The organism is Mesorhizobium sp. CO1-1-7, from assembly GCF_020164885.1.
In the GTDB taxonomy this organism is placed as follows: Bacteria; Pseudomonadota; Alphaproteobacteria; order Rhizobiales; family Rhizobiaceae; genus Mesorhizobium; species Mesorhizobium australicum.
This window is the reverse complement of sequence record NZ_JAIUHA010000017.1, coordinates 1-25,448: the sequence shown is the minus strand read 5'-3', so window position 1 is coordinate 25,448 and position 25,448 is coordinate 1. Positions and strand designations below refer to the sequence as shown.

27 protein-coding genes are annotated in these 25,448 nt (G+C 63.7%); 16 read left to right on the top strand and 11 right to left on the bottom strand.

Annotated features, from left to right (window positions below; translation table 11 throughout):
• Positions 1-44 precede the first annotated feature (44 nt).
• Positions 45-1,103 (bottom strand): TauD/TfdA family dioxygenase, encoded by a 1,059-nt coding sequence (locus LB516_RS28185; protein WP_140713796.1) that lies wholly within the window; start codon positions 1,101-1,103, stop codon positions 45-47.
• A gap of 350 nt (positions 1,104-1,453) precedes the next feature.
• Between LB516_RS28185 and LB516_RS28180 the strand changes: the two genes are divergently transcribed.
• The 5 genes from LB516_RS28180 (at position 1,454) to LB516_RS28160 (ending at position 4,312) form a co-directional block, all read left to right on the top strand.
• Positions 1,454-1,747 carry a GYD domain-containing protein gene (locus LB516_RS28180; protein WP_224683775.1) on the top strand — a complete coding sequence of 98 codons (294 nt, stop codon included), beginning with the start codon at positions 1,454-1,456 and terminating at the stop codon, positions 1,745-1,747.
• Positions 1,744-1,998 carry a DUF333 domain-containing protein gene (locus tag LB516_RS28175; RefSeq protein WP_224720777.1) on the top strand — a complete coding sequence of 85 codons (255 nt, stop codon included), beginning with the start codon at positions 1,744-1,746 and terminating at the stop codon, positions 1,996-1,998. Before LB516_RS28180 ends, LB516_RS28175 begins: the two co-directional genes overlap by 4 nt.
• Positions 1,999-2,027: 29 nt before the next feature.
• A complete protein-coding gene (locus LB516_RS28170) occupies positions 2,028-3,086 on the top strand; it encodes a DMT family transporter (RefSeq protein WP_224720776.1) in 1,059 nt (352 codons plus the stop codon).
• Positions 3,087-3,089: 3 nt separating this feature from the next.
• On the top strand, positions 3,090-3,470 hold the full coding sequence (locus LB516_RS28165; RefSeq protein ID WP_224720775.1) for a DCC1-like thiol-disulfide oxidoreductase family protein: 381 nt from the start codon (positions 3,090-3,092) through the stop codon (positions 3,468-3,470).
• A 143-nt stretch (positions 3,471-3,613) separates the two neighbouring features.
• The gene (locus LB516_RS28160) at positions 3,614-4,312 is read left to right on the top strand and encodes a PadR family transcriptional regulator (RefSeq protein ID WP_015316222.1); all 699 of its coding nucleotides are present in this window, start codon (positions 3,614-3,616) and stop codon (positions 4,310-4,312) included.
• An 88-nt stretch (positions 4,313-4,400) separates the two neighbouring features.
• On the opposite strand, the gene LB516_RS28155 is transcribed toward LB516_RS28160, so the two are convergent.
• Positions 4,401-4,541, bottom strand: a complete 141-nt coding sequence (locus LB516_RS28155; RefSeq protein WP_224588124.1) for a hypothetical protein — start codon at positions 4,539-4,541, stop codon at positions 4,401-4,403.
• A gap of 141 nt (positions 4,542-4,682) precedes the next feature.
• On the opposite strand from LB516_RS28155, the gene LB516_RS28150 reads away from it, so the two are divergent.
• Both LB516_RS28150 and LB516_RS28145 read left to right on the top strand, forming a co-directional pair.
• Complete coding sequence (locus LB516_RS28150) at positions 4,683-5,324, top strand: TetR/AcrR family transcriptional regulator (RefSeq protein WP_140727043.1); 642 nt, start codon at positions 4,683-4,685, stop codon at positions 5,322-5,324.
• A 44-nt stretch (positions 5,325-5,368) separates the two neighbouring features.
• Positions 5,369-5,665 carry an HlyU family transcriptional regulator gene (locus LB516_RS28145; protein WP_015316224.1) on the top strand — a complete coding sequence of 99 codons (297 nt, stop codon included), beginning with the start codon at positions 5,369-5,371 and terminating at the stop codon, positions 5,663-5,665.
• A 112-nt stretch (positions 5,666-5,777) separates the two neighbouring features.
• Here LB516_RS28145 and LB516_RS28140 read toward each other — a convergent pair whose 3' ends face one another.
• Complete coding sequence (locus tag LB516_RS28140) at positions 5,778-6,812, bottom strand: class I SAM-dependent methyltransferase (RefSeq protein WP_224720774.1); 1,035 nt, start codon at positions 6,810-6,812, stop codon at positions 5,778-5,780.
• 285 nt (positions 6,813-7,097) lie between these two features.
• Between LB516_RS28140 and LB516_RS28135 the strand changes: the two genes are divergently transcribed.
• A complete protein-coding gene (locus LB516_RS28135; RefSeq protein ID WP_140793270.1) occupies positions 7,098-9,098 on the top strand; it encodes a putative bifunctional diguanylate cyclase/phosphodiesterase in 2,001 nt (666 codons plus the stop codon).
• 80 nt (positions 9,099-9,178) lie between these two features.
• Here LB516_RS28135 and LB516_RS28130 read toward each other — a convergent pair whose 3' ends face one another.
• Positions 9,179-10,381 (bottom strand): MFS transporter, encoded by a 1,203-nt coding sequence (locus tag LB516_RS28130; protein ID WP_015316227.1) that lies wholly within the window; start codon positions 10,379-10,381, stop codon positions 9,179-9,181.
• Positions 10,382-10,556: 175 nt separating this feature from the next.
• Positions 10,557-11,015, bottom strand: coding sequence for an Lrp/AsnC family transcriptional regulator (locus LB516_RS28125; RefSeq protein ID WP_015316228.1), 459 nt, complete (start codon positions 11,013-11,015; stop codon positions 10,557-10,559).
• 171 nt (positions 11,016-11,186) lie between these two features.
• On the opposite strand from LB516_RS28125, the gene LB516_RS28120 reads away from it, so the two are divergent.
• Together LB516_RS28120 and LB516_RS28115 are read left to right on the top strand one after the other, a co-directional pair.
• Complete coding sequence (locus LB516_RS28120) at positions 11,187-11,921, top strand: AzlC family ABC transporter permease (protein ID WP_140713806.1); 735 nt, start codon at positions 11,187-11,189, stop codon at positions 11,919-11,921.
• Positions 11,918-12,217: an AzlD family protein gene (locus tag LB516_RS28115; protein WP_015316230.1), complete on the top strand. Its 300-nt coding sequence runs from the start codon at positions 11,918-11,920 to the stop codon at positions 12,215-12,217. The genes LB516_RS28120 and LB516_RS28115 overlap by 4 nt, the downstream gene beginning before the upstream one ends.
• Before the next feature lie 54 nt (positions 12,218-12,271).
• On the opposite strand, the gene LB516_RS28110 is transcribed toward LB516_RS28115, so the two are convergent.
• Complete coding sequence (locus LB516_RS28110; RefSeq protein ID WP_015316231.1) at positions 12,272-12,907, bottom strand: FMN-dependent NADH-azoreductase; 636 nt, start codon at positions 12,905-12,907, stop codon at positions 12,272-12,274.
• A gap of 107 nt (positions 12,908-13,014) precedes the next feature.
• Between LB516_RS28110 and LB516_RS28105 the strand changes: the two genes are divergently transcribed.
• Complete coding sequence (locus tag LB516_RS28105; RefSeq protein ID WP_015316232.1) at positions 13,015-13,977, top strand: LysR family transcriptional regulator; 963 nt, start codon at positions 13,015-13,017, stop codon at positions 13,975-13,977.
• Positions 13,978-14,360: 383 nt separating this feature from the next.
• Here LB516_RS28105 and LB516_RS28100 read toward each other — a convergent pair whose 3' ends face one another.
• The 3 genes from LB516_RS28100 to LB516_RS28090 form a co-directional block, all read right to left on the bottom strand.
• Positions 14,361-14,975, bottom strand: a complete 615-nt coding sequence (locus LB516_RS28100; protein WP_140713810.1) for a TetR/AcrR family transcriptional regulator — start codon at positions 14,973-14,975, stop codon at positions 14,361-14,363.
• A gap of 141 nt (positions 14,976-15,116) precedes the next feature.
• Positions 15,117-18,224, bottom strand: coding sequence for an efflux RND transporter permease subunit (locus LB516_RS28095; protein WP_224720773.1), 3,108 nt, complete (start codon positions 18,222-18,224; stop codon positions 15,117-15,119).
• Positions 18,224-19,336: an efflux RND transporter periplasmic adaptor subunit gene (locus tag LB516_RS28090; protein ID WP_140713814.1), complete on the bottom strand. Its 1,113-nt coding sequence runs from the start codon at positions 19,334-19,336 to the stop codon at positions 18,224-18,226. Before LB516_RS28090 ends, LB516_RS28095 begins: the two co-directional genes overlap by 1 nt.
• Before the next feature lie 85 nt (positions 19,337-19,421).
• Between LB516_RS28090 and LB516_RS28085 the strand changes: the two genes are divergently transcribed.
• On the top strand, positions 19,422-20,000 hold the full coding sequence (locus LB516_RS28085) for a TetR/AcrR family transcriptional regulator (protein WP_140713929.1): 579 nt from the start codon (positions 19,422-19,424) through the stop codon (positions 19,998-20,000).
• A gap of 35 nt (positions 20,001-20,035) precedes the next feature.
• Complete coding sequence (gene fabF / locus LB516_RS28080) at positions 20,036-21,304, top strand: beta-ketoacyl-ACP synthase II (RefSeq protein WP_140713816.1); 1,269 nt, start codon at positions 20,036-20,038, stop codon at positions 21,302-21,304.
• Between the two features lie 122 nt (positions 21,305-21,426).
• Here the strand turns inward: fabF and LB516_RS28075 are convergent, their stop codons facing one another.
• Positions 21,427-22,020, bottom strand: coding sequence for a TetR/AcrR family transcriptional regulator (locus LB516_RS28075; RefSeq protein WP_140713818.1), 594 nt, complete (start codon positions 22,018-22,020; stop codon positions 21,427-21,429).
• Between the two features lie 66 nt (positions 22,021-22,086).
• Here LB516_RS28075 and LB516_RS28070 point away from each other — a divergent pair, with 66 nt between their 5' ends.
• Positions 22,087-22,563, top strand: a complete 477-nt coding sequence (locus LB516_RS28070) for a VOC family protein (protein WP_224720772.1) — start codon at positions 22,087-22,089, stop codon at positions 22,561-22,563.
• Here the strand turns inward: LB516_RS28070 and LB516_RS28065 are convergent.
• Positions 22,523-23,473: a S1C family serine protease gene (locus LB516_RS28065; protein ID WP_224720771.1), complete on the bottom strand. Its 951-nt coding sequence runs from the start codon at positions 23,471-23,473 to the stop codon at positions 22,523-22,525. The two genes, LB516_RS28070 and LB516_RS28065, sit on opposite strands and share 41 nt — an antisense overlap.
• A gap of 167 nt (positions 23,474-23,640) precedes the next feature.
• On the opposite strand from LB516_RS28065, the gene LB516_RS28060 reads away from it, so the two are divergent.
• Together LB516_RS28060 and LB516_RS28055 are read left to right on the top strand one after the other, a co-directional pair.
• Positions 23,641-24,513, top strand: coding sequence for a S1C family serine protease (locus LB516_RS28060; protein ID WP_224720770.1), 873 nt, complete (start codon positions 23,641-23,643; stop codon positions 24,511-24,513).
• Positions 24,514-24,521: 8 nt separating this feature from the next.
• Complete coding sequence (locus LB516_RS28055) at positions 24,522-25,208, top strand: response regulator transcription factor (RefSeq protein ID WP_224720769.1); 687 nt, start codon at positions 24,522-24,524, stop codon at positions 25,206-25,208.
• Positions 25,209-25,448 lie beyond the last annotated feature (240 nt).

Below are 25,448 nucleotides of genomic sequence, written 5' to 3'. Positions count from 1 at the left end.
GAACAGTTAAGGGCGCCGATCGGCGCCCTTTTTCGTTTCGGGCGTCAAAGCAACGGCACGTTCAGCCGCGCGCCCTTGACGGTGATGCCGCCCCGGTTGCCGATCTCTATCGAGCCATAGCGCTGCCGGAAGCAGTCCGGCAGCGGACGGTCGCCGGGGACCGACAGCCACAGGCGCAGCATATGGCGCTGCTTGTCGGGATCCGGCCAATCGCGAAAGCCCATGCGATCGTGAAGCAGCGAATGATTGTAGACAAACTGCATGTCGCCGGGCTGGAGCCGCATAGACAGGTTCAGCCTGACATCATTGGCAAGGCTGTCGAAAAGATCCAGCGCCTCGACATGGGCTAGAGTGAGGCGCATGGCATCGGGGAAGCGCTGCGCGCTGTCGATGTACTGACGCTGATAGATGCCGGTCAGCAGTCCGGCATGCCAGTTGAGCACCGGGATTTCGAAGTAGGGCTTTTCGCCTTCCGGGATCTCGCCACGCCGGTCGGTGGCAATCGGATCGAACAGCAGGCGGACCAGATCGGGCCGTCTCTTGCGCATCTCGTTGTAGATCGTCACCGTGCTCACCAGCAGGGACTCGCCGCCCTGCATGGCATCGCGCAGGCAGAGCAGGCCGACGACATCGGCGGAATCGGTGTGGAATGTCTGGCGCTCGGATGTCTGGTAGATGCGCGTCGCGGTGTTTCTGGCGTCGGCACCGATGTCGCGGACATGGCCGAGTATATGGCCCTGGGCATTCTGGGACCGAGCGCTTCCCAGATGGGCGCCAACCCCGCGGAAGATCGTTGCCGCCATCTCGGTGGAATATCTCTCGACCGGGAGACCGCGCAGCACCTCGAAGCCAATTCCGGCAATCAGTTTTTCGCGAAGCGCGGCAAGGTGGCCGGCAAGCCGGGGCAAGGGGAAATCAGCCTTGGTCAGACTGCCGATATCGTGCGAGCCGGCGAGAAAGCCGGTTGCGGCAGCTTCCAACTCCGCGACGTCCTCTGGCTCCAGGTCGACCAGCCATTTTTCAGGACGCTTCGCCATGTCCTCGCCGATCCAGGCGGCGGGAATTTCGATCTGTTCCGGCGGCAGCTCTGATGTCTCGCGCATGAAGCTCTCCTGCGGCTGGATTGGCCCCGGATGGGGTATTTGCCGGCCTGGGGGCCACGACGGAGATTGCCGCAATCCGGCGGGTTTTTAAACCGGCTTTACCTGAACGCAGCCGGCTGATTTGCGGTTGATGCCTGCCAGCGCCTTTGTTGTGTCGGCTGGCGGGAGGTCGCGCCCGCTCGGCATTGGGTTCCCGCGCGGTAGCGCTTGCAGGATGTCGGCACTGGGAGGATACTTCGGCGTCGGATGCATTTTCGGGCGACAACCCCGGAAGCCCGCCCCGGTCGAGGCCATGTCGACAAACCAATGGCCTGAGTGCCGTGCTCCGCGGCCCCGGAGAGAGGCCTACCATGACGACCTACATCATGCTGATGAACTGGACCGAGCACGGCGCCAAGAACGTGCGCGACTCGCCCAAGCGCCTCGACGCCGTCAGGAAGCAACTGGGCGAGATGGGAGGATCGTTCAAGTCGTTCTACCTGACCATGGGCGAATTCGATATGGTGGCGGTGGTCGAGGCGCCCGACGATGCGGTGCTGGCGCGTTTCGCGCTGATGCTGGCCGCGGGCGGCAATATCAGGTCGCAGACGATGAAGGCTTTCCCGGAGCTCGCTTACCGCGAGATCATCTCGTCGCTTGGATGATAGTATCCGCCTTGCGCAAACAGGTCGGCACGGCCAATCCCGCATCGGTCCATTGCGCGGCGATTGACGGACGCCTGACAATCAAGAAGGACAAGGCCGGCAACGGGTTTTGCCACCTGCCCAACGGGCGCCTCTGTGAAGAGTGGGCGCTGTTTCGCGACAACAGACGCGTCGGGCCGTCATGCATCGGAACTGAGGCGCGGACTTCCCTTGGGCGATCTCGCAACCGTGCCTGGCGGTGTGGTCGATGACATGGCGTGCCATCATGATAGGGTGAGCCATGACCCATTCCCATTCGCATCTTTGGCCCGGCGTACCGCTTGCCCTCGGCTCAGCCGTCTTGTTCGGCGCGACGCCGCCCCTGTCCAAGCTGCTGCTCGACAGCGTCAATCCGTTCATGCTTGCGGGCCTGCTATATCTCGGCGCGGGCCTTGGCCTTGCCCTCTATCGCCTGTTGCGCGACCGGCAAGCCAATGCCGGCGAGGCGCGACTGGCCGCCGAGGATATTCCATGGCTTGCACTGGCCATCGGCATGGGCGGCATTGTTGGACCGGTCCTGCTGATGTTCGGCCTCATCCTCAACACGGCATCCAGTTCTGCATTGCTGCTCAACCTCGAAGGGCTGGCAACGATGGCGATCGCCTGGCTCGTCTATCGCGAAAATGTCGACCGGCACCTGCTTTTCGGTGCCTTCGCCATTCTCACTGGCGCTGTTTTGCTTTCGTGGCAAGGTAATGGCGTCACTTTCAACCTTGGCGCGTTGCTGGTCGCGGGGGCGTGCCTGGCATGGGGACTCGACAACAATTTCACGCGCCGGATATCGGCCACAGACCCGGTGGTGATCGCCATGCTGAAGGGGCTCGTGGCCGGTACCGTCAATGTCGGCCTGGCATTGATCGGCGGCGCCTCGCTTCCCGCCGCGCCGATTGTCGCCTCGGCGGCGGCTGTCGGTTTCTTCGGCATCGGCGTCAGCCTGGTGATGTTCATCCTGGCGCTGCGCCATCTCGGAACGGCGCGCACCGGAGCCTATTATTCGCTGGCGCCGTTCATCGGTGCCTTGCTGGCCATCGTCATGCTCGGCGATGCCGTGACGCTGAAGCTGGCGATTGCCGGGTTGCTGATGGGCGTCGGGCTCTGGTTGCATCTGTCGGAACGCCACGATCACGAGCATGAGCACGAGGCGCTGGAGCATGAGCACAGCCATGTGCATGACGAGCACCACCAGCATCATCATGACGGGCCGGCGACGAAGCCGCATTCGCACTTGCACCGGCATGCGCCGCTGCGCCACAAGCATCCGCATTATCCCGATCTGCACCACCGGCACGATCACGGCTGACACATGTCCAGGCCCGTGCTGACCGTCTGGTACAACACGCGCTGCCCCGTCTACGATGCCGGCATCGGTCGGCAGAAGCGGCGGCTGGTCGAGGCGGTCAAGGCCGGTCGGATCGAATTCCGCGACATCAACCTGGAGCCGGATGCGCTGTCGTCGCGTGGCATCGCGCTGGAGGACATCCGCTGCCGGCTGCATGCGACCGACGCCCAGGGCAGGCTGCTGGTCGGTGCAGACGTGGCCATCGCGGTCTGGCTGACAACGCCTGGCGAGGGATGGCTGGCGCGCCTGTTCGGCAATCGGCTCATGCTGCCGCCGACCCGCATTGCCTACGATCGCTTCGCCGATCTGCTCTACGGCTGGAATCGGCGCAAGGGCCGCTGGTAGCCCACTCACACACCATCCATTCCTGCCGCGCCTGACGCGTGGACGCCACCGCTGGCTAAGATACATCGTAAGATATATCTTGACTCATCGATGGGGTGTGCCTAATTAAGATATATCGTGAGATAGAACTCAAGGAGCAATCAATGCACAAGCACAATTTTGGGCACAATCATTCCGACCGTCATCATTTCGGCGAGCGCATGTTCATGCATATGGCCGGCAAGTTCGGTGGCAGGGGGGGCGGCGGCTTCGGCCCGTTCGGGGGCAGGGGCGGCGGCGGTCGCGGCGGCCCGGGGGACTTCTTTCGCGCCGGGCGCATGCTGGCCGACGGCGACCTCAAGCTGATCACGCTGTCGCTGCTGGCCGAGGCGCCGCGTCACGGCTACGACATCATCAAGGCGCTGGAAGAGCGCACCAGCGGCATCTACACCCCGAGCCCGGGCGTGGTCTACCCGACGCTGACCTTCCTGGAAGAGGCCGGCTATGCCGTGTCCTCGAGCGAAGGCAACAAGAAGGTGTTCTCGATCACCGAGGCCGGGCAGGCGCATCTGGCCGACAATCGCGAGATGATCGACGGCGTGCTCGATCATCTCGAGCGCTTCGGCCGCAAGATGGCCAAGGCGCGCGACTGGTTCGGCTGGAACGACGACGGCGAGGACCGTCGCGGCGGCCGCGGTGGCCGTGGCGAGCGCTCCGAAACGCGCGACGAATTCCGCGCCATCCGCCACCGGCTGCGCGCGGCACTCGGCGAGATCGTCGATGCCCCGGCAGAAAAGCAGGCCGAGGCGATCGCCATTCTGGAAGCCGCCGCCGAAGCGCTGGAAGCGCTGACACATCGCTGAGCCCACGATGCGGCGCGTCTCCTGAAGCGCGAAAGCTCAACAAAAAGCCCGGGGAGATCCGGGCTTTTCTCGTCAGGGCAGGTCGGCATCATTCCTTGCCGACATATTCATTGATCAGCTTCTCGTTGCGCGCCTTCTCGATCTTGGCGGTGGTCTCGGCGGAGATGCGCTCGTCGGTGCGGTACTTGACCAGGTTCACGAGGCTGCCGGTGAGCAGCAGGATGCCCATGGCCCAGTAGCCGATAGCAGGAATGAACCTCGTTCAAGACCTTTTGAACACTGTTCACGATACCCTGGATGTGGTAAACGAAGCGGCGTCGGGTCGAAAACAGCAGGTCATTTGCAAGGCGCGCTCATTCAGAAGGAAAGCATGGCACTCGACAAGGAAGAGACGGGCGAGCGGGTGCTGGCCATTGCCGAAGCGCTGCTCAACGAGGGCGGCATGGACAATCTGAAGGCCAGGACCATTGCCGAACAGGCGGGCATCTCGGTCGGCTCGGTCTACAACTTGTTTTCCGATCTGGACGGGGTGCACCGCGCCGTCAACATGCGCTTGCTCGACCGGCTGGGGATCGCGGGCGCCGCGGCGATGGCCGAGCTTGCCAGGCGTGGTATCACCGACGTGCGCCAACGGCTGATGGCACTGGCAGGCGCCTATGTTCGCTTCGTCGAGGCGCATCCCGGCAGCTGGCCGGCGCTGCTTGCCTTCAACAGGCGGCGTCCGGTGCTGACCGAGCCCGACGTCTACGAGGCGCGGCTCGACCGGCTGTTCGAGATCATCGCCAGCGTGCTTGCCGATGGCGGCTTCGATCTCGACGAGGACACGCGCCGGATCGCCGCGCGAACCCTCTGGTCAAGCGTACATGGCATCGTCACCAGCGGTTATACGGCTAGGTCCGACCGCCGCCAGGCCGATGAGATCGGCCAGCAGATCGAGCTCCTGGTCTCCGTCTTCATCAGGGGACTGGAACGCGGCGGCACATTCGCGCATGCTGGAGGAACAACGTCGTGAATCGCACGCGAACCGCGATCGCCGGCGACAGGGAGATTTGAGCGATGTCTTTTCTGAAGCGTCTTTTCGGCGGCGGCGGTGGCGGCGAAGCGGCCGAGCCTGGAAATGCCGCGCCCGCCAAGCAGGTCGAGCACAAGGGCTTCACGATCAGCGCCACGCCCTACAAGGCTGATGGCCAGTACCAGACCTGCGGCGTCGTCTCCAAGGAGGTCGACGGCGTTGTGAAGGAGCACAAATTCATCCGCGCCGACCGTTTCGCCGGGCTGGACGACGCCGTCGACATCTCGATCAAGAAAGGCATCCAGCTCGTCGACGAACAGGGCGAGCGGATTTTCGGCTAGGGCATGCCGTTCCCGAAGCGAGCCTGGGGTGCGCGTAAGAGGACCGAACCCTCGAGCACCGCGGTCGAAGCGCTCGAGGTCCTACGTCAGCCGGTTTGCATCCAGACGGGTATTATCCACGCTTGTGGATGACGCCGTAAAGCACGTTGCGGTTCTCGCCGAAGTAGACCTGCGCGTCGACTGCGTTGCGGTCGACGCTGGCGTTGATGATGTTCCACATGTCGACCTCCGACCGCAGCAGCAGCACCCAGTCCATGAACGTTTCCCGGTAGCCGGCGTCAGGAGTGCCCTCGGCGTAGTTGGCGAACAGGAAGGTCCCGTTCGGCTTCAGCATCTGCAGGCAGGTCTTGGTGAGTTTCACGGCGACGTTGTGCTGGAGGTAGTCGTAAAGGCCGGAGGCATAGATGAGGTCGAACTTGCCGAGCTTGTGGCCTCTGGTGAGCATAGTGCGCACCGAGCCGTCGATGGCCTCGACCGCGGTGCCCTGGAAGTCGCGCGCGATCAGTCCGACGCTCTGGGGATCCTGGTCGAGCGCGACCCAGCGCTTGAGGCCGCCCTCGGCCAATGCGGCCGAACGGTTCGCCTCGCGCAGATGGCCGGCAGCGATCGCCAGGACTTCCGTTTCGGGTCCGTTCCTGGCCGCGGTTTCATCGACATAGCGGGTCAGCAGATCGCGGCGCTCGCGTGCGGCGACGCATGACGGAACGTTCTGGGTGTGGCTGTAAAGCGCCTTGCCGACCTCCGAGGCGCTTGCGACGCTCTCGGCAACATGCGGGTCGCAATAGATGTAGTCGAGCAACTGCGCGTCGCCGGAATAACCCCTGGGCTTGGTGAAGGACCAATGTGTCAGCGGATCCTCCAGAAAGTACTTCTGGATCGGGTGGTTCTGCGCCACCGGTATCAAGGCCTGCCAAACGTCGGGATGGACCTTGGCGCGCAGCGCGTTGAGAAGCGACAGCAGGCGGCGGACGATCTCGGCGGGAAATTTTTGCTGCTCGACCTGTTGCTGTGTGGCGTGGAGGATGAGCGCCAGCTCCGCGCGAGCGGTTTCGAACGCTTCGCCATGATGCTCGGGCTTTCCTCGACGGAGACCACCGGCGATTGCTTCAGCAGTAATCAGACTCTGGCCGTCAAAGACAGTTTGCACACCAAGGCTCCATAGTTAACAGTCAGTTAACTTATTGCGTAGAATACTCGATTTGCCAACGGCGGCTCCGTTGCATTCTATCGATATGATTAATTTCCCGCTAACCATATCAATTCTTTGGGGTTTTTGAGGGCGGGATTCCGGGTTCGAGTTAACGGAAACTTGTCCTGCGTCATTGCATTTGATCGCGCGGCAAGTCGTGTCGCGCCAAGGAGTCGGTCTGCGTTGGGGGCAGAAGCTGGAAAAGAGTTCAGAACGCGAAATGTCCTTCAGTCGGGATTTGTCGTGAACGAACGCGCGTCATCCGCAGTGGCCGATGCGGTGGATGCGGAACCGCCGCGCCAGGAGCTGGGGGCGGCCGAACTTCGAACCCTTTACCGCACGGAAGCCCAGGCGAAGCGAAGGAAGGAAGCCAGGCCAGGCCTCTGGATCGCCGTCGTCATCTACGTCTTGTTTTCGGCATCGGATCTGCTGCTGATACCCGACGTGGCCGCCCTTACGATCACGGCCCGCTTCGCTGTCGGACTGACTGCACTGTTGGTCCTGGAAGCACAGCTTCGCAGGGGAGCCGCCACCGACTGGCTTGACGTAACCTGCGCCGCGGCCATCATCTTTGGCTATATCGGCTGGCTTTGCCCCGCGTCCATGGGCGCGAACAAGGAAAGCGTCGCCTATTATATGGTCTTTGGCACCATTTTCATGATGAGTGCCAATCTCTTCTTCACATTCCGCTTCAAGGTCTCGATCATAACGTCGACGATAATTTTGTGTATCTTGTATGTGGTGAACTACTTTTTACCCGCTACGCTGATATACAAGATGGTCTTCGGCACCTTCTACGTTTCGTGCTTCACATTCACGTCCTATGTGAACTGGAAGCTGAACGAAGAACGCTACAACGTCTTCCTGAACGCGCTGGAAGCCAAGATCCAGCACAAGGAGGCGACCGAGCGCGGCAAGGCCCTGCTCAGGCTGTCGCGGACGGATCCGCTGACAGGGCTGGAGAACCGGCGCGCGATCGACGAAAAACTGCGCGACTATTGGAACGACTGGCAAAAGCTTGGCCACGGTTTCGCGGCGATCCTCATCGATGTCGACTTCTTCAAGAAGTTCAACGATTGCTATGGCCATCAGGAAGGCGACCGTTGCCTGATCCAGGTCGCCGATGCGCTCAGCGACCTGATCAAGCAACATGATGGCTCCATCGGCCGTTATGGCGGCGAGGAATTCATCGTCCTGGCCCGCATGGACAAGAAGGGCGAGGTCGCGGATCTGGCGGAAGCCATTTGCCGCACGATCGAGAACCTGGCGATCGCGCATGAGTTGCGCCGGGATGGCATCTCGATCGTGACGGCGAGCGTGGGCGCGGCGTTCACCAGGAAGCAGACCGCCGCCAAGCTGGAGAAGATCATCCACGAGGCCGATCGAGCGCTCTATCTTGCAAAAGCCAGCGGCCGAAACTGTGCCCGGCTGTTCGATCCGACCGATCCCCAGAGCAGCGACGAGAGCGAGAACCTGGCGGCCTTGCTGAAGATCGCCATTGGCCAGGACCTCGTTTCGCTCGTCTACCAACCCATCCAGGACGTCGCGTCGGGCGGGTTCGAGGCCGTGGAGGCGCTGATGCGCCTCAAGATGCTCGACGGCACCCTGGTTCCGCCGAGCCTGTTCATTCCCGTCGCGGAACGAACCGGCGCCATCCTCGAGCTCGGGCGCTGGGCAATAAGGACGGTGTGCGCCGAACTCCTGGCGCAGGATCACGTGCGCGTCGTCAGCGTCAACGTCTCGCCGATCCAGCTCAAGACGCCCGGCTTCGCGACGTCGGTCGCGACCATTCTGGGCGAGACCGGCGTAACCGGAAACAGGCTGGCCTTCGAGATCACCGAGGGGCTGGAGATGGAGATGCATTCCGACATCCTGCGCTGCATCAGCGACCTGAAGCTGCTCGGGATCAGGATCTGGCTCGATGATTTCGGGACGGGCTTCGCCGGCCTTTCATGGCTTCGTCTCATCGACTTCGATACGGTCAAGATCGACCGCTCGTTCCTTCACGACTGCGGCACCCCCAAGGGCATGGCAATGCTGCAGGACATCATCGCGCTGGTCCGAAATCGCGGCCACAAGATCCTGGTCGAAGGGGTGGAGACCGAAGAGCAGATGGTCCTCATGCGCCAGTTCGGCATAGACAAGGTCCAGGGCTTTCACGTCGGCCGTCCCGCTCCGGCCGCGAATTTCCAGACCAAGCGGGCCATTCAAAAGCGGCCGTTCACGGTTCTCAAGTCGGCGTGACCGCGAGGTAGCATGGCTTGACCGGCCATTGGCCCGTCAAGCCCGTCTGCCCTCTGGCGACGATTGCAGTGCGGCGATGCCTATGCCGTCTGCAACGCCCTGCGTGGCAGCGGCGGGAAGGCGATCGCTATGCCCGCGGCACCCAGGCCGATAAGCGCCGAGCCGATGAACAGCCAATGGTAGCTGGCATAGGCGTCGAAGATCATGCCGCCGGCAAGCGGCCCTAGCGCCATGCCGAGGCTGGAGAGCATGGTGGCGGCGCCGAATACGGTGCCGAGGATGCGCTGGCCGAAATATTCGCGCGCCAGCACCGCGTAGAGCGGCATGACGCCGCCATAGGTGGCGCCAAAGATGACGGCCAGCATATAGAACTGGTCGAGCTGGCTGATCGAGAGATAGGCGGCAATGACGATCGCCTGGATCGCCAGCCCGGCGATAAGCACCGGCTTCACCCCGAGCCGGTCGGCCAGCACGCCGTAGAGCAGCCTGCCGCCGAGGCCTGCCAGACCCTCGACACTGTAGATCGAGACAGCGGCCATCGGGGCGACGCCGCACAGCATGGCGTAGCTGACCATGTGGAAGATCGGGCCGGAATGAGCCGCGCAGCAGGCGAAGAAGGTCAGCCCCAGCACGATGAATTGCGGCGAGCGCAGCGCCTGGCCGACCGTGAGGCCGGCGCCTTCGGCGGCTCGTGATGCGGCGGCACCCGAGGCGACAGGCTTCGGCGGCTGGCGCACCAGAAGCACGGCGGGCAGCAGAAGCACCCAGGCCAGAATGCCGATGTCGAACATGGCGCTACGCCATTCGTAGGCGGAGATCAGCCAGCGGGCGAGCGGCGAGATCGTCATCGGCGCCACGCCCATGCCGGCCGAGACCAGCGATACGGCCAGTCCGCGATTGGTGTCGAACCAGCCTGACGTCAGCGCGATCATCGGCGCGAAGAAGGCGCTGGCCGCGAGCCCGACGAGCACGCCATAGGTGATCTGGAAGGTGAGAAGCGAACCGGCGCGGCTTGCCAGCACCAATGCCAGCCCGAGCAGCACGGCGCCGATCGTGACGACGATACGGGCGCCGAACCGGTCGGACAGGGCACCCCAGGCGAAACCGCCAAGGCCCATCACCAGGAAATTGAGTGTCATGGCGCTCGAAATGCCCGCGCGCGACCAATTGGTATCGAGCGCCATGGGTTCGAGAAAGATCGCCAGCGAAAACATCGTGCCGATGGCGACACAGGACATCAGCGCGCCAGCCGCGACGATGACCCAACGGTAGGAATGGTTCATGGTTTTCTCCCATGCCGGAACGCGGTCTTGTGGTGGCACGGTCCAGCTTCGCCGTGCCCTTGCGTCCGAAGGACGCCGGCACCAGCGCCCATCCTACAATCCGGTTGCATTTTTTATCCAGTCTGGACGTTAGGGCTTTGACGGATACAGACCCTTGGATTTGCGCTGGCTTGTCCTAGATCGGCAGTTCCGATGTGTATTTGATCGTCTGGCTCGGTACGTCGGTCTTGACGTTCTGCACGCCCTTGATGCGGCTGAGATGCTCCGACTGGAAGCGCCGGTAGTCATCGATGCCGGCGGCCACGACACGCACCATGGCGTCGCAGTCGCCGAGCATGAGATAGCACTCCATCACTTGCGGCAGCTTGGCGACCTCGGTGGCGAAATGTTCGATCGTGTCCTCGTCCTGTGCCTTCAGCCAGATGCGGGTGAAGAAGGTGAGGCCCTTGCCGATGCTGGCCGGATTGATCACGGCGACATAGCGGTCGATGATACCGGCTTCCTCCAGGAGCTTGACGCGCCGCAGGCAAGGCGAGGGCGACAGGCCGACCTCATTGGCCAGATCATTGTTGGCCATGCGGCCGTCTCGCTGCAACGCCCGCAGGATGCGTTTGTCGATGTCGTCGAGCTTCATGGCGTTGAATTCCATTTTCCTGCGGCTTCGCAACAGTGAATGCCAAAATCTGACGAAAGACAACAATCTTCGCAACCAAATTGCGGAGAGCTGTAGGTATGTTTTGCCCCTGACATCACGGGATTTTCAAACGCAGGGCAGGGCGGCTGTGGGGCCGCCCAATGGCAGGGTATGAGCATTTCACAGGCAGTCGAGACGGTCGGCAATGGTTCGGGATCGGAGTTTCGCCGTGGCGTGGCATCCTGCGCGCCGGTGCTGCTCGGCACCATCCCCTATGCGCTGGTGCTTGGCGCCCAGGCCGTGCAGAAAGGGCTGAGCACGGTCGAGTTGTCCATGATGACGGGGCTGAACTTCGCCGGCGGCTCGGAATTCGCGGCGGTCCAGCTGTGGACGTCGCCGCCGCACATCCTGCTCATCGTCGCCATCACCTTCCTGGTCAACAGCCGCCATCTGTTGATGGGAGCGGCGCTCGCGCCGTTCCTGCGCGACCTGCCGCGGCGCAAGGTGTTTCCGGCGCTGTTCTTCCTATGCGACGAAAGCTGGGCGCTGGGCCTGGCCGACGCCAAACAGCGCGCCGCCGCCGGTGTCGCACCGGCCTTCAGCCCGCGCTATTACATGGGTGCCGCGCTGGCGATGTATCTGACCTGGGTAGCCTTCACCACGCTGGGCGCCTTGCTCGGCCCGATGCTGGGCCATGTCGAGACCTACGGTTTCGACATGGCGTTTCCGGCCGTCTTCCTGGTGCTGATGCGCGGCATGTGGAAGGGCGTCGCGGCGGCGCGGCCCTGGCTTGTCAGCCTGGCCGTCGCGGCGCTGGTCTATCTCTTCGTTCCCGGCGCCTGGTATGTCGCGGCGGGCGCGGTGTCGGGGCTGGCCGCGGCCTGGCTGATGGCGGGTGATGCATGATCGACGCAGCGACCCTTCTCACCATCGTGCTGATGGCCGGCGTCACCTATCTGACGCGGATCGGCGGCTATGTCGTGCTGCGCAACCGCGTGCTCAGTCCCCGCGCCACGGCGGTGATGGAGGCAGCACCCGGCTGCGTGCTGATCTCTGTCATCGCGCCGGCCTTCGTGTCGCGCAATCCCGCCGATCTCGCGGCATTGGCCATCACCTTGGTCGCCGCGACACGGCTTTCCATGCTGCCAACCGTGCTGATCGGGGTCGCTTCGGCCAGCCTGTTGAGGCATCTGATCGGCTAGAACGAAAAAAGCAGGCGCGAACGCCTGCCTTTGACAAACCATGGACCGAGAGTCTTACGCTGCAGCCGCGACATCACGGCTGGCGGCAACCAATGCATCGACCGTGGCCGTAGCCTTGGCGAGCGCGGCATCCACCGCGTCAGGTCCCTTGGAGACGCCCTCGATGCGGATGACGTCGACATCGGTCATGCCGATAAAACCGAGCACGCTGCGCAGGTAGGGGACGGCGTGATCGAACTGCACGGCCGCACCTTCGGAATAGATGCCGCCGGAGGCCAGCACGATGTAGACCTTCTTGCCGGTGACGAGACCCTTGGGGCCGTTCTCGCCATAGGCAAAGCTCTTGCCGGAGCGGGCGACGTGATCGACCCAGGACTTCAACGTCGAGGAGATGTTGAAGTTGATGAAGCCGGTGGCCAGGATCACCGTGTCGGCGGCGAACAGCTCGTCAAGCACGACATCGGAAACGCCGACCACTTCGGCCTGGCGCGGGGTGCGGGCATCGGCCGGCGTGTAGATGCCGGTCGCATAGTCGGCATCGATATGCGGCAGCGGGTTGGCGACGAGGTCGCGCACGACCAGCGTGTTCGACGGGTCAGCGGCGAGAAGCTTCTGGGCGAACTCGGTGGCGATGCGGGTCGAGTGCGAGGCAGCGCCGCGCGGGCTCGAGGTGACGAGAAGAATGGACATAGCGGGTCTCTCCAGTGGGATGAATTGTCCCGCCATATATGGGGCATCGACCAATCAGATAAACTGGTATATTTTCGATACGATCCATCCATAAAGTAGATACAACGATGCAGCCCAACCCGACCCTCGACCAGCTCCAAATCCTTGTCGCCGTTGCCGATACCGGCAGTTTCTCGGCAGCCGGCCGCAAGCTCAACCGCGCGCAATCCGTCATCAGCTACGGTATCGCCAATCTCGAGGCGCAGCTCGGGCTGAAGCTTTTCGAGCGCGAGGGCACGCGCGAGCCGCAACTGACCGAGATCGGCCGGGCGATGCTGGAAGACGCGCGGCGCATGATTGGCGTGCTGCAGCGCATGCGCTCGCGCGTCGACGGGCACCATCACGGGCTGGAGGCCGAGGTGGCGCTGGCGGTGGACGTATCATTGCCTTCCCCCGTGCTGGTGCGGGTGCTCAAGGCATTCGAGGCGCGGTTTCCGACCGTGATGCTGCGCCTGTATATCGGCACGCTCGGTCTCATCCCCGATCTTGTCGTCAGCGGACAGGCCGATCTCGGCATTGGCGGCCTGCTAGGCGATGTCGACGTGCATCTCGTGCGCATCGGCTTCATGTCGCTGGTGCCGGCGGCAGCGCCCAATCATCCGCTGGCCCTGCTGCCGAAGCCGGTGGCGCTCGAGGATGTGCGCGAGCATACGCAGCTTGTCGTGATCGACCAGTCCGAGCGCACCAAGGGACGCGATTACGGCGTCTTCGCCTACCGCACGTGGCGACTGACCGACATGCGCACCAAGCACATACTGATGCGCGAGGGGCTCGGCTGGGGCGGGCTGCCGCGCTGGCTGATCGCCGACGACCTGGCCAGCGGCCGCCTGGTGGAACTCGACCTCGAACCCTACAAGGAAGTGAGTTCGCCCCTGTTTGCCATGCACCGCAACGATCGCAGTCCAAAGCCGGCGGCGGCCTGGTTGATCGACCGGTTCAAGCGCGGGCTCGGCTGCTTCAACGAGTTCGAGCCGGGCGAGGTGCCCGAAGAGGAGCCGGACACCGACGGTGATGCGAACGCCGGCGGCTGAATCCTGGAACTCAGCCGAAAATCATTCGATCTGCGTCACCCCGGAAACCACGAGCTGCGCCGTACGGGCGGTCAATTTTCCGCATTTGCGCAGTGTCGGTTTTTCATAGGTCCTTTTCATGTGTCCATCCCAAATGTGAGCCCGCAAGGTGGGTGAGCCAGCCATAACGGGATTGGACGGTTTCGGTTGCCTCGCCATTGCATTCTCCGCTGCGTACAAGGACACGATCACCTGCCTTTCGGAGACTGTTGGGGAACTCCACGCTTCACAGCCGGTCGCGATAATGTCCTTCCACTTTGCTGGTCGTCGCGAAACCAATGTGTCGACCTCCATCTTCTGGTCTCCTCCCATCGCTAAGCCCTGCCGGACCAACGGCACGCGCCTCAGTCGGACTTTCCCAGACCTTTCAGGATAAAGCGAATCTGCTCGCGCAGGCCAGCTTCGTCATCTTCGCCGTGTCGAAGGCGGTGCTCGATCAGAATCGGGTGGAAAAACGGCGTGAAGGCGGTCTTGACCGCGCGCGCTGCTTCCACTGGATCTTCGACCCTGAATTCCCGTGTTTGGATGCCCTCGCGGATAATCGCTTCGAGGATCGTTACCACCCGCTCGGTATGCGCCTTGATGATCGCGCAGTTGTTTTGCATGGCGGCGACAATCATCTCGTGCATGCGCCTTTCCTTGACCAGTGTGGTCTTGCTGTGATGGTGCATCGCGGTCAGGAGTTGGTCGAGTTTCTCCGGGGCCGGCGCGCTCGTGCATGCGATCGCAGAGGCGATCCCGGCGACCTCGTTGACGACCCGCCCGCAGACGGACTCGATGATCGCACCCTTGGAGGGGAAGAAACGATAGACGTTTGCCGTGCTCATGCCGAGTTCGGAGGCGATATCAGCCACCGATGTCTTATGGGTGCCGAGGCGGCGAAACTGCTCGTCCGCCACAGCCAGGATGCGCGCGCGCATCTCGTCGGGATCAGTTCGTGTTCGAACTGGACGGTTCATGCATGTCTCCAGAATTGATGAAGCGAACCGGCCGGACTCGCGTGGGACGATCCTCTGTAAGCGGCAAGTTCGTGCCGTTGGCCTGTGTCCAGGCAGAGCCAACGGGCAAGAATTCGAACCGTCTCCTGCGACAACGGAGCCCTACTCGGCCGCCATTGCTGCCGGCACTTCCGGTTCCTCCGTTGAATTCTCCTGGTCATCCGTGGCCGGCTTGATCCGGAACCACGCGACGTAGAGTGCAGGGAGGAACAGCAGGATCAGCACCGTGCCGGCAGCCGTGCCGCCGATCAGCGTGAACGCCATCGATCCCCAGAAGACGGAGTGCGTGAGGGGGATGAAAGCCAGAACGGCGGCAAGTGCGGTCAGGATCACCGGCCTTGTGCGTTGCACCGTGGCCTCGATGACCGCCTGATAGTCGTCAAGACCGGCGGCACGGTTCTCCTTGATCTGTTCGGTCAGGATCAGCGTATTGCGCATCAGGATACCCGCCAGGCCTATCAGGCCCAGGATGGCGTTGAATCCGAAAGGCTGGTTGAAGGCCAGCAACATCGGTACGACGCCAACGAGACCGAGAGGTGCCGTCAGCATGACCATCGCCATCGTCGAGAAGGATCGCACCTGCAGTATGATGACGATCAGCATGGCGGCGAGCATGGCCGGAAAGACCTTGCCCAGCGCTGTGTTGGCCTTGGTTGCCTCCTCGATCGATCCACCCATTTCGATGCGATAGCCGGCAGGCAGGGATTGAATCAGCGGCTGAAGGGCCGTCATGATCTGCTTGGAAACCTCTGGAGGCTGGGTCGCCTCATTGATGTCCGAGCGGATCGTGATGACGGGTGTGCGATCGCGGCGTTTCAGGATCGGTTCTTCCAGACGAACTTCGGAGTGACCGATCTGGTCGAGTGGAATCTGGCGGCCCTCCCGGCTCATCAGCGAGAAATCCGCCAGACGCGATGGATCCAGTCGCTCGCCGCCGGCGCTGCGGGCCACGATGGGGACGTTGCGGATGTCCTCGCGGACCTGCGTGACCGGGATGCCGGTGAGGAGGAACTGGAGCTGCTGGGCCACTTCCGCCGGCGACAGGCCGATAAGGTTCAATCGGTCCTGATCCGGGATGAAGCGCAGTACCGGCGTGCGATTGCCCCAGTCGCGATTGGCCTGCCGCACGTCCGGTACGCCGCGCATGATGTCGAGAGCTTTTTCGGAGATGATGTACAATTGCCGCGGGTCTGGCCCCATGACCCGGAACTCGACCGGGAACGGCGTGTAAGGTCCGAACACGAGTTGCGTAACGCGGATGTTCGCTTCAGGGGCAAGCCCTGTCGCAACCGCTTCACGGAGCCTGTGCTTCAAGGCCTCGCGCGCGTCCGCGTCCGGTGTCAGGACGACGATCTTGGCGAAGGCGGGATCAGGCAATTCGGGCGCCATGGCGAAGAAGAAGCGGGGAGCGCCCTGACCGACATAGCTCGTGACGATCTTGGCCTCGGGCTGGCCGCCAAGCCAGTGTTCCAGTTTCTCGACCGTGGCGGTCGTCGTCTCGATGCTGGTGCCCTCCGGCAGGCGAACCTCGACCAGCACTTCGGGACGGTCGGATGTCGGGAAGAACTGCTGCTTGAGACCGCTCATGCCGACAACCGAAAGCGCGAAGACGATGCCGACGGCAGCGCAGGTCACGAACTTGTGGCGCACGGCAAAGGTGATGAGCCGGCGGAGGCGCCGATAGTTCGGTGTGTCGTATATGGCGTGAACGCCGCCTTCGACCGGTTTGATCGCGGGCAGCATCTTGACGCCCATATAAGGGGTGAAGAAAACCGCGACGACCCAGGAGACGATGAGGGCGAACCCCACGACCCAGAAGATGTTGCCGGCGTATTCGCCGGCCGTCGAGCGCGCGAAGCCCACCGGCAGGAACCCCGCGATCGTCACCAGCGTGCCCGACAGCATCGGCGCCGCGGTGTGGCTCCATGCATAGGCCGCCGCCTTGATGCGATCCATGCCCTCTTCCATTTTCACCACCATCACCTCGATGGCGATGATGGCGTCGTCGACGAGGAGGCCCAGCGCCAGGATGAGGGCACCGAGCGTGATGCGGTCGAAGAACCGGCCGGTTTCCAGCATGATGAGAAACACGACGGCGAGCGTCAGCGGGACGGCGGCCGCCACGACGATGCCGACGCGCCAGCCGAGGCTGAGCAGGCTCACCAGCAGCACCACGCCAAGCGCCATCGCGAATTTGATCATGAACTCGTTGACCGACGAGCCGATGTTGACGGCCTGATCGCTCACTTTGGCCAGCGTCATTCCGAGAGGCAGCGTCTGTGCGATCGCTGCTGACCTCTCCTCCAGTGCCTTGCCGAGTTCAAGACCATTCCAGCCCTCCTGCATCACCGCCGCGAGCATGATGGTCGGCTCACCCTGGTGACGGATGACGTAGGTGGCAGGATCCTCGTAGCCGCGCCGGATCACGGCGATGTCGGAGAGCTTCAACGTCCGTCCCGCGGCGACGATCGGCGTGTCGGCGATCGTCTGGACACTGTCATAGGCGCCGTCGACGCGGATGAAGACCTGCGGCCCCTCTGTGTCGATCGAGCCCGCCGGTGTGACGGTGTTCTGCCGCTGCAGGGCAGCGACGATATCCTGCGCCGACACGCCGAGGGTTGCCAGCTTGGCATAGGAAAACTCGACGAATATCTGTTCGGGACGTTCGCCGAGGATGTTGATCTTCTTGACGCCGGGCACATGCAGAAGGTCCTGGCGAATGGTCTCGGCCTGCCTGGCGAGTTCCCGCATGGGCAAGCCCTTCGCCTTAAGGGCGTAAAGAGCGAAACTCACATCGGAATATTCGTCGTTGACAAAGGGGCCGAGCACGCCGGGCGGCAGGTTGCGGGCTTCATCCCCGAGCTTCTTGCGGGCCTGGTAAAATTCCTCCTGCACGCTGGATGGCGGTGTGCTGTCCTTCAGTGTGACCGTCAAATAGGCATAGCCTGGCCGTGTCGTCGTCTCCACACGGTCGTACCAGGTCAACTCCTGAAGTCGCTTCTCCAACGGTTCGGCGACGAGGTCCTGCATCTCGCGCGCCGTCGCGCCCGGCCATACGGTCGTGACCGTCAGGGTCTTGATGGTGAAGTTGGGATCCTCCGCACGTCCAAGCATGAGGAAAGCGTAGGCGCCGGCGGCGACGAGCAGAATGATGAAGAAAAGGGTGACGGCTCGCTCGCGAACGGCGATCGCGGAAAAATTGAGGCTCATCAGTTGCTCCTGTTTTCAGAGGCAGTCCTGACGCGAGCGCCTTCCTGCAGGAGATGAGCACCGAGCGAAACGATCGAATCGCCCGAGCTCAGCCCGGAGATCACGGCGGTTTCGCTGGTTACACGAACAAGCTTGACGGGCCGAAAGTGTACGGTCGAGGTTGCGCCGTCCAAACTCCAAACGCCGGTCTTCTGACCGTCGTCCAGCACGGCTCCGAGCGGCACCTGGACTTCCGTTTGACTTGCCTGGCTTGCAAGCCGGATGGTTACCGTCGCGCCAAGCGGTGCTGCCGCGGCCTCACCATCGAGCACATAACGGGCCTCATAGGTACGAGTCTGGGGATCGGCAGCGTCCGACAACTGCCGGAGATGCGCCGTAAAATGCCGCCCATCGCCTCCATACAAGCCCGCCTCGGCTACCGAGCCGATCGCCGGCCGGATCGTTTCGGGAAGCGTGACCACCGCCTCACGGGGGCCGGCGTTCGCGATCCGAACCACGGTCTGTCCCGCGGCGACAACCTGTCCTGGCTCGCCAAGCGTTTCGACGACGGTTCCGTCGGCGTTCGCGTCCAGGACGGAATAGGCCGCCTCGTTTTCCGCGACCTTCGCTTCCGCTTCGGTGGCGGCAAGCTGTGCAGTCGCGGTATCGAGTGCTGCCTTCGCCTGCTCGTAACGCTGCGGGGTTGCGGCCAACTCCTTCTTGACCAGAACCGCATAGCGCTTCTCGTCCGCACTGGTCTGAACCAGGACAGCGCGCGCAGCCGCGACAGCGTTGCGCTTGGCGGTGAGGGCAAGGGCAAGATCGGTATCATCGATCCGCAGCAGCGGTTGGCCCGCCTTGACCTGTTCGCCGACATTTACAAGGCGCTCGATGATCTTGCCGGGTACGCGAAACCCAAGATTGCTCTGCACCCTCGCGGCAATTGTACCCGTGAAGCCGCGTTCGGATCCTGTCACCGCCACTGCCGTCACGAGTCTGACGATCGGTGCTTCCTGCCTCGGGTCAGCCACGACGGCGGCTGCCTGTGTGCGAATGGGAAGCGTGACGAATGCAGCCACCCCAAGCCCCGCGACCAGAACGCTCCCCAGCCCAATAATGAGTTTCTTTTTCATGCCCATCGCCTTCTGTGAAAATAGATTGCATTCGTACTCTATAACTGATATAGATTATGAACGCAATCAAAAAAGGAGACGAATGATGCGTGTGACTCGCAGCCAAGCTGAGCAGAACCGGCAAACCGTGATCGATGTAGCGAGCCGGCTTTTTCGGGAGCGCGGATTCGATGGCATCGGCGTCAAGGATCTGATGGAGGGCGCCGGGCTGACCCAAGGCGGGTTCTACAAGCAGTTCGCGTCCAAGGACGACTTGGTCGCGCAGGCGTCCAGACGGGCATTGGAAAGCGCTGCGAACCGATGGTCGGCGGCGGCCGCGGCGAGCCCTGAGGATCCGCTTGGCGCCGTGATCGACTTCTATCTCAGCACGGGGCATCGCGAGGAAAGGATGGACGGCTGCCCGGTGGTTGCGCTTGGCTCGGATGCTGCCAGGCAAGGCGCCGAGGTGAAGGCATCATTTGAGGCCGGCATCCGAGAATACCTCGAGATGCTGGGCTCATGGGTTGGCGAGGCGGACGGCGATGCGCCCGGCGGTAAAGCCATGGCCGTTCTCTCGACAATGGTCGGCGCGGTCGTCCTCTCGCGCGCCGTCAATGATCCCGATCTCGCGAAGGCTTTTCTGAGTGCCGCCACCGCTCAGGTTCGCAAAGCCGTCGCGGCTTGAAAGCCGCACGCGCTGGCCAAGTGATAGGAGAATAGATGCGACGGATCGTTGTTACGGGCATGGGAGCGGTCACGCCGCTCGCGGCCAATGTCGAAGCGTCATGGTCGCGCCTGCTGGCCGGTCGTTCGGGGCTTGGAAAGCTTCCGGACGACATGGTGGGGGACCTGCCGGCGAAGGTCGGCGGAATGGTTCCTTCCTTGCTGGAAGACCCCGAAGGTGGCTTCGATCCAGACACCGTCCTGGCGCCGAAGGACCAGCGCAAGGCCGACCGCTTCATTGTCTTCGCGCTGGCGGCTGCGGGAGAGGCGCTTGCCAAGGCCAGGTGGAACCCGGTCTCGGACGATGACAGGGCCCGCACCGCGACGATCATCGCTTCGGGTGTCGGAGGATTTCCCGCGATCACCGAAGCTGTGCGAACCGTCGACCAGCGCGGTGTTCGGCGTCTCTCACCGTTCACCGTGCCGTCGTTCCTGGTGAACATGGCGGCGGGACAGATTTCGATCCGATATGGGTTCAAGGGTCCGCTCGGCGCGCCGGTGACGGCCTGCGCGGCCGGCATCCAGGCGATCGGCGATGCGGCGCGTCTTATCCGCGCCAACGAGGCCGACATCGCGGTCTGCGGCGGAACGGAAGCCTGCATCAATACGGTCAGCCTCGGCGGCTTTGCCGCGGCACGCTCTCTTTCTACATCCTTCAATCATCGTCCTGAGGAGGCCTCCCGCCCGTTCGACATGTCGCGCGACGGCTTCGTCATGGGCGAAGGCGCCGGCATCCTGGTCATCGAGGCATTGAGCCACGCGCTTGCGCGCGGCGCCAAACCGCTCGCCGAACTGGCCGGCTACGGCACGACGGCGGACGCTTATCACATCACCTCCGGCCCCGAGGATGGCGACGGTGCGCGCCGGGCCATGGAGATCGCGATTGCCCAAGCCGGTATTTCGGCACGGGAGGTCCGCCACCTCAACGCGCACGCGACCTCCACGCCAGTCGGCGACTTGGGGGAAATCGCCGCGATCAAAAGGGTCTTCGGAGAAGATTTCGGCATAGCCGTCAGCGCAACGAAGTCGGCGACCGGCCACCTGCTTGGCGCCGCCGGCGGGCTTGGGGCGATCTTCACGGTCCTGGCGCTCAGGGACCAGGTCGCACCGCCAACCCTCAATCTGAGCGCCCCCGATCCGGCAAGCGACGGGATCGACTTCGTCCCAAACCACGCCCGGCCGATGGAGATGGATTACGCGATTTCCAATGGCTTCGGCTTTGGCGGCGTGAACGCCAGCGCATTGTTCCGGCGCTGGACGGACTAGCCGCGGCTTGCGGCAATCGTGATGTCCTGGTCGGGCAGTGGCAGCCGGCGACAAGTTTACGCATGGCGACATCGTCGCCCCGCACCCGGGCGATGACTGCACGATACATTCGCGGGGGCACTTCAGGCGCGCGACAGTCCGTCTATCAGCGCCGTCAGCACGGCACGGTAGTCTTCGCCTGACGCACCGGCCTCGATGGCGAGCGCCGCGCGGTCGAAGGCGGCGGCAAGCAGCGCGGTCAGCGCTTCGAGCGGCAATCTTTTCATCGACTGCGTCCGCATCGCCGCGACAAGACCCTCGCGCAGCGAGCGGTTGCTGTGGCGGTTGTCGATCGTGTCCATGGCGGTGCGGCCGAGCACGGCGGGGCCGTCGAGCAGCAAGAGCCTCGTGCGGCCGGGCGCGCGCATGGCCGTGAGATAGGCATCGGAACCGGCAATCAGCGCATCGCGGGCGCTGAGCGAAGGCGGGGAGGCGCGGTCAATCTCTCGCGCCACCGCCGCGGCTTCCTGTTCGACCACGGCGGCGAAAAGCGCCTGCTTGTCGGCGAAATGGTGGTAGAGCGCGCCGCGCGTCACGCCAGCGGCGGCAACGATCTCCGGTGTGCCGGTCTCGGCATAGGATTTTTCCGTGAACAGTTTGCGCGCCGCCGCGATCAGGTCGGCGCGCGTTGTCTCTGTGCGATCGCGGTTGGAACGACGCGCGGATTCCTGTTGCATACATGCAGCCTGTATGTTAATTCAATTTACATGCAGACTGTATGTTAGTTGACGGGAGAAGGAAAGATGAAGACGACGAGCTACTATCCGGTGCTGATGACCGGCGATGTCGCCGGCACGGCGGCCTTCTATGTCAGGCATTTCGGTTTCCGGCCGTTGTTTGAGAGCGACTGGTACGTGCATCTGCAGTCGGTGGACAACAAGCGCGTCAATCTCGGCATCGTTCAGGGCGACCACGAGACGATCCCCGAGGAGGGGCGGGGGCGGACTTCCGGGCTGCTGATCAATTTCGAGGTCCGTGATCCCGATGCGGTCCATGACCGGATCCTTGCTGCCGGCCTGCCTATCCTGCGAACGCTGCGTGACGAGCCTTTCGGCCAGCGCCACTTCATCACCAGGGATCCCAACGGCGTGCTGATCGACGTCATCAAGCCGACCCCGCCCAGCGAGGAATTCCTGGCGCAGTATGCGGAAGGCGCCAACGGGGGCTTGAACGGCAGCCTCAACTTGCCCGCGCCACCGGCGTCACCGCCACCTGGCTGACGCCGGTGCGGCGCACCACGGTGCACAGCGTCTCGCGGCCGATGCGCTCGGCGTCGAGCATGCGCACGAGGTCGTCGACGCCGGTCACCGGGCGGCCGGCGATTGCGGCGATGATGTCGCCTTCCCTGAGACCCGCCCTGGCCGCCGGGCCGTCCTTCTCGACGCTGCGCAGCCGTACCGCCGTGCTGGTCGAGACCTGCGACAAGAGAGCCGCGCGCCGCGGCAGGTTTACCGTGTCGGCGGAGACGCCAATGAAGGCGCGGCGCACGCGGCCGAAGCGGATGATCTCGGAAATGACGAAGTTCGCGGTGTTGGAGGCGACGGCGAAGGCGATGCCTTGCGCGCCATGGATCATGGCGGTGTTGACGCCGATAACCTCGCCGGCCGACGAGACCAGCGGACCACCGGAATTGCCGGGGTTGAGCGCGGCGTCGGTCTGGATGACGTCGTCGATCAGCCTGCCGGTCGAAGCCCGCATCGAGCGGCCGAGCGCCGAGACGACGCCCGAGGTGACGGTCCATTCGAAGCCCAGCGGATTGCCGATGGCAATCGCGATCTGGCCGCGCCGCAGCCGCTTGGAATCGCCCAGCGGCGCCACGTCGGCGAAGCTGCCGTCAGCGCGCACCAGGGCGATGTCGGTGTCGGGGTCGCGGCCGAGCACGCGGCCTTCGCTGGAGGCGCCGTCCGGCATTGAGACGCGTACCGTCCTGGCGTCACCCACGACATGGAAATTGGTGACGACCAGCCCGTCGGGCGCGATGACGAAGCCCGAGCCATGGCCGCCCGGCCCCCCGATGCGCTCGATGCGGCAGACAGCCGGGCCGATGCGGTCGACCGCTTCGGCAACCGTCGTCGAATAGGCGTCGAGCAATGTCTCGTCCGGTTGGAATTTTGGCGCGGCGAGGGCCATGGGAGGCTCCGTGTTTTCAGGCTTGATCGTGACTATATGTGCGGAGCGGCCGGAACCGCCGCGACCTGACCAGATGGCCAGTCGAACCTGCAACTAGCCGTCAGGCGAGTACCTCCTGGCGTACTGCCGAGCGATATCTGGGGCATGAGAAAACCCAGGAGATCATCATGAGCGACTTCAATCTGAATGCATTTTCCGATGCCATCGCCGATATCGCCGCCAAGGCGACGCCGGGAACGGCAAGCTTCGCCACGCATCATCACCGCACGGCGAGCGCCTTCCACTGGGGCGACGGCTATTTCGTCACCGCCGAGGAAGCCGTCGAGGCCGGCGAGGAGATCGAACTGACGCTGGCCTCCGGCGAGACGGCGAAGGCCGAACTGGTCGGCCGCGATCCTTCGACGGGCGTCGCCCTGCTGAAGCCCGCGGATGCGGCCAGCGCGCCTGTCCTCGATAGAGCCAGCCCCGTTCGGCCAGGCAATATCGCCATAGTCATCGGCAGCAGCCAGGGCGCGGTGCTGGCCGTATCGGGCTCGGTCGGCGAAGTCGGCCCGGCCTGGCGCTCGATGCGCGGCGGCACCATCGACCGGCGCATCAACCTGGCTGTCGGTGCCGGCGGCCGCTTCGAGGGTGGCCCGGTGCTGGACGCCAAGGGCGCGCTGATCGGCATGCTTCTGTTCGGCCCGCGTGGCCGCGCGCTGGTCATGCCCTATGAGACGATCGAACGCGCGGTGGCGACGCTTCGCGAAAAGGGGCATGTCGCACGTGGTTACCTCGGCGCCGGCCTGCATCCGGTACGCGACCGCGACGCGCGTGGCGCAATGGTGATGAGCCTCGACGACAATGGCCCGGCCAAGGCCGCTGGCCTCTCGCTCGGCGACATCATCGTGGCGTGGAACGGCGAGGCTGTGCATGGTCCGCGAGATCTGATCCGCCGGCTCGGGCCCGACAGCGCCGGTGCTTCGGTGAAGCTGGGTGTCGTGCGCGGCGGCGAACAGCGCGACGTCGTGCTGACGATCGGCGAAAAGCCGCTGAGCTGAGAGGACGGATGGAAAGCGACACGCTGACAAGGCCTGACGTGGCGCGCGGCGAACGCCAGCTCGTGGTGCTGATCGCACTGCGCGATGCCGTGCGTGCCGAGCGCTTGTCGGCTTCGCTTGCCATGGCCGACGATCTGCTGCCGGTCGTGGCCGGCGGCGGGGTCGCCGATGTCGCCATCGTCGATGACGCCGTCGCCAACAGCGCGGCCTCTGTCGATCGAGCCGGCGTCGGCAGCATCACGACGCCAAGGGTACTGCTTTCGGACCGCGCGGGCCGGCCGCAAGGCCAGGTGTTTGCGGTGCTGCCGTTGGCCACGGATGCAGCTTTGATCGCCGCTGCCGTCAGGCTGGCCGCCGCCGGCTACCGGGTGTCCGGCGAAGGGCGTTCGATGCCCGATAGGCATGAGGATTTCGACCGCGGTGACGCGGCCAATGGGGATGGAAGCCATAGCGGGTTGTTCGGCGAGGAAACGGTCGACGATGGCGCCGCCGCCCGGCCAGCGCTGTCGCCGCGCGAGGCGGAAGTGCTGGCGCTGCTGGCCGAAGGGGCGCCCAACAAGGTGATCGCGCGGCGGCTCAACATCTCCGTCCACACAGCGAAGTTCCATGTCGCCGCGATCCTGATCAAGCTAGGTGCCGCCAATCGTACGGACGCCATCGCGATCGCGATGCGGCAGGGGCTGGTTCTGGTTTAGGAGTGGATGTCGGGCAAGTCTGACGATTATCTTCAGAGATTGGCGCTGCCCCTCATCCGCCTACCGGCACCTTCTCCCCGTATAGTGACAGGGAGAAGGGAGTTGCCGCGACCTCGGCGCTCCCCTTGCAAAGGTGATGATTGGCGAAGGCCGCGATGAGAGCTGTCCAGCCGATAGATGGGTTACAGAATGAACCGGATACATAGGTAACAGTTCTCCCCCTATGCGTCCGCCGCAGCG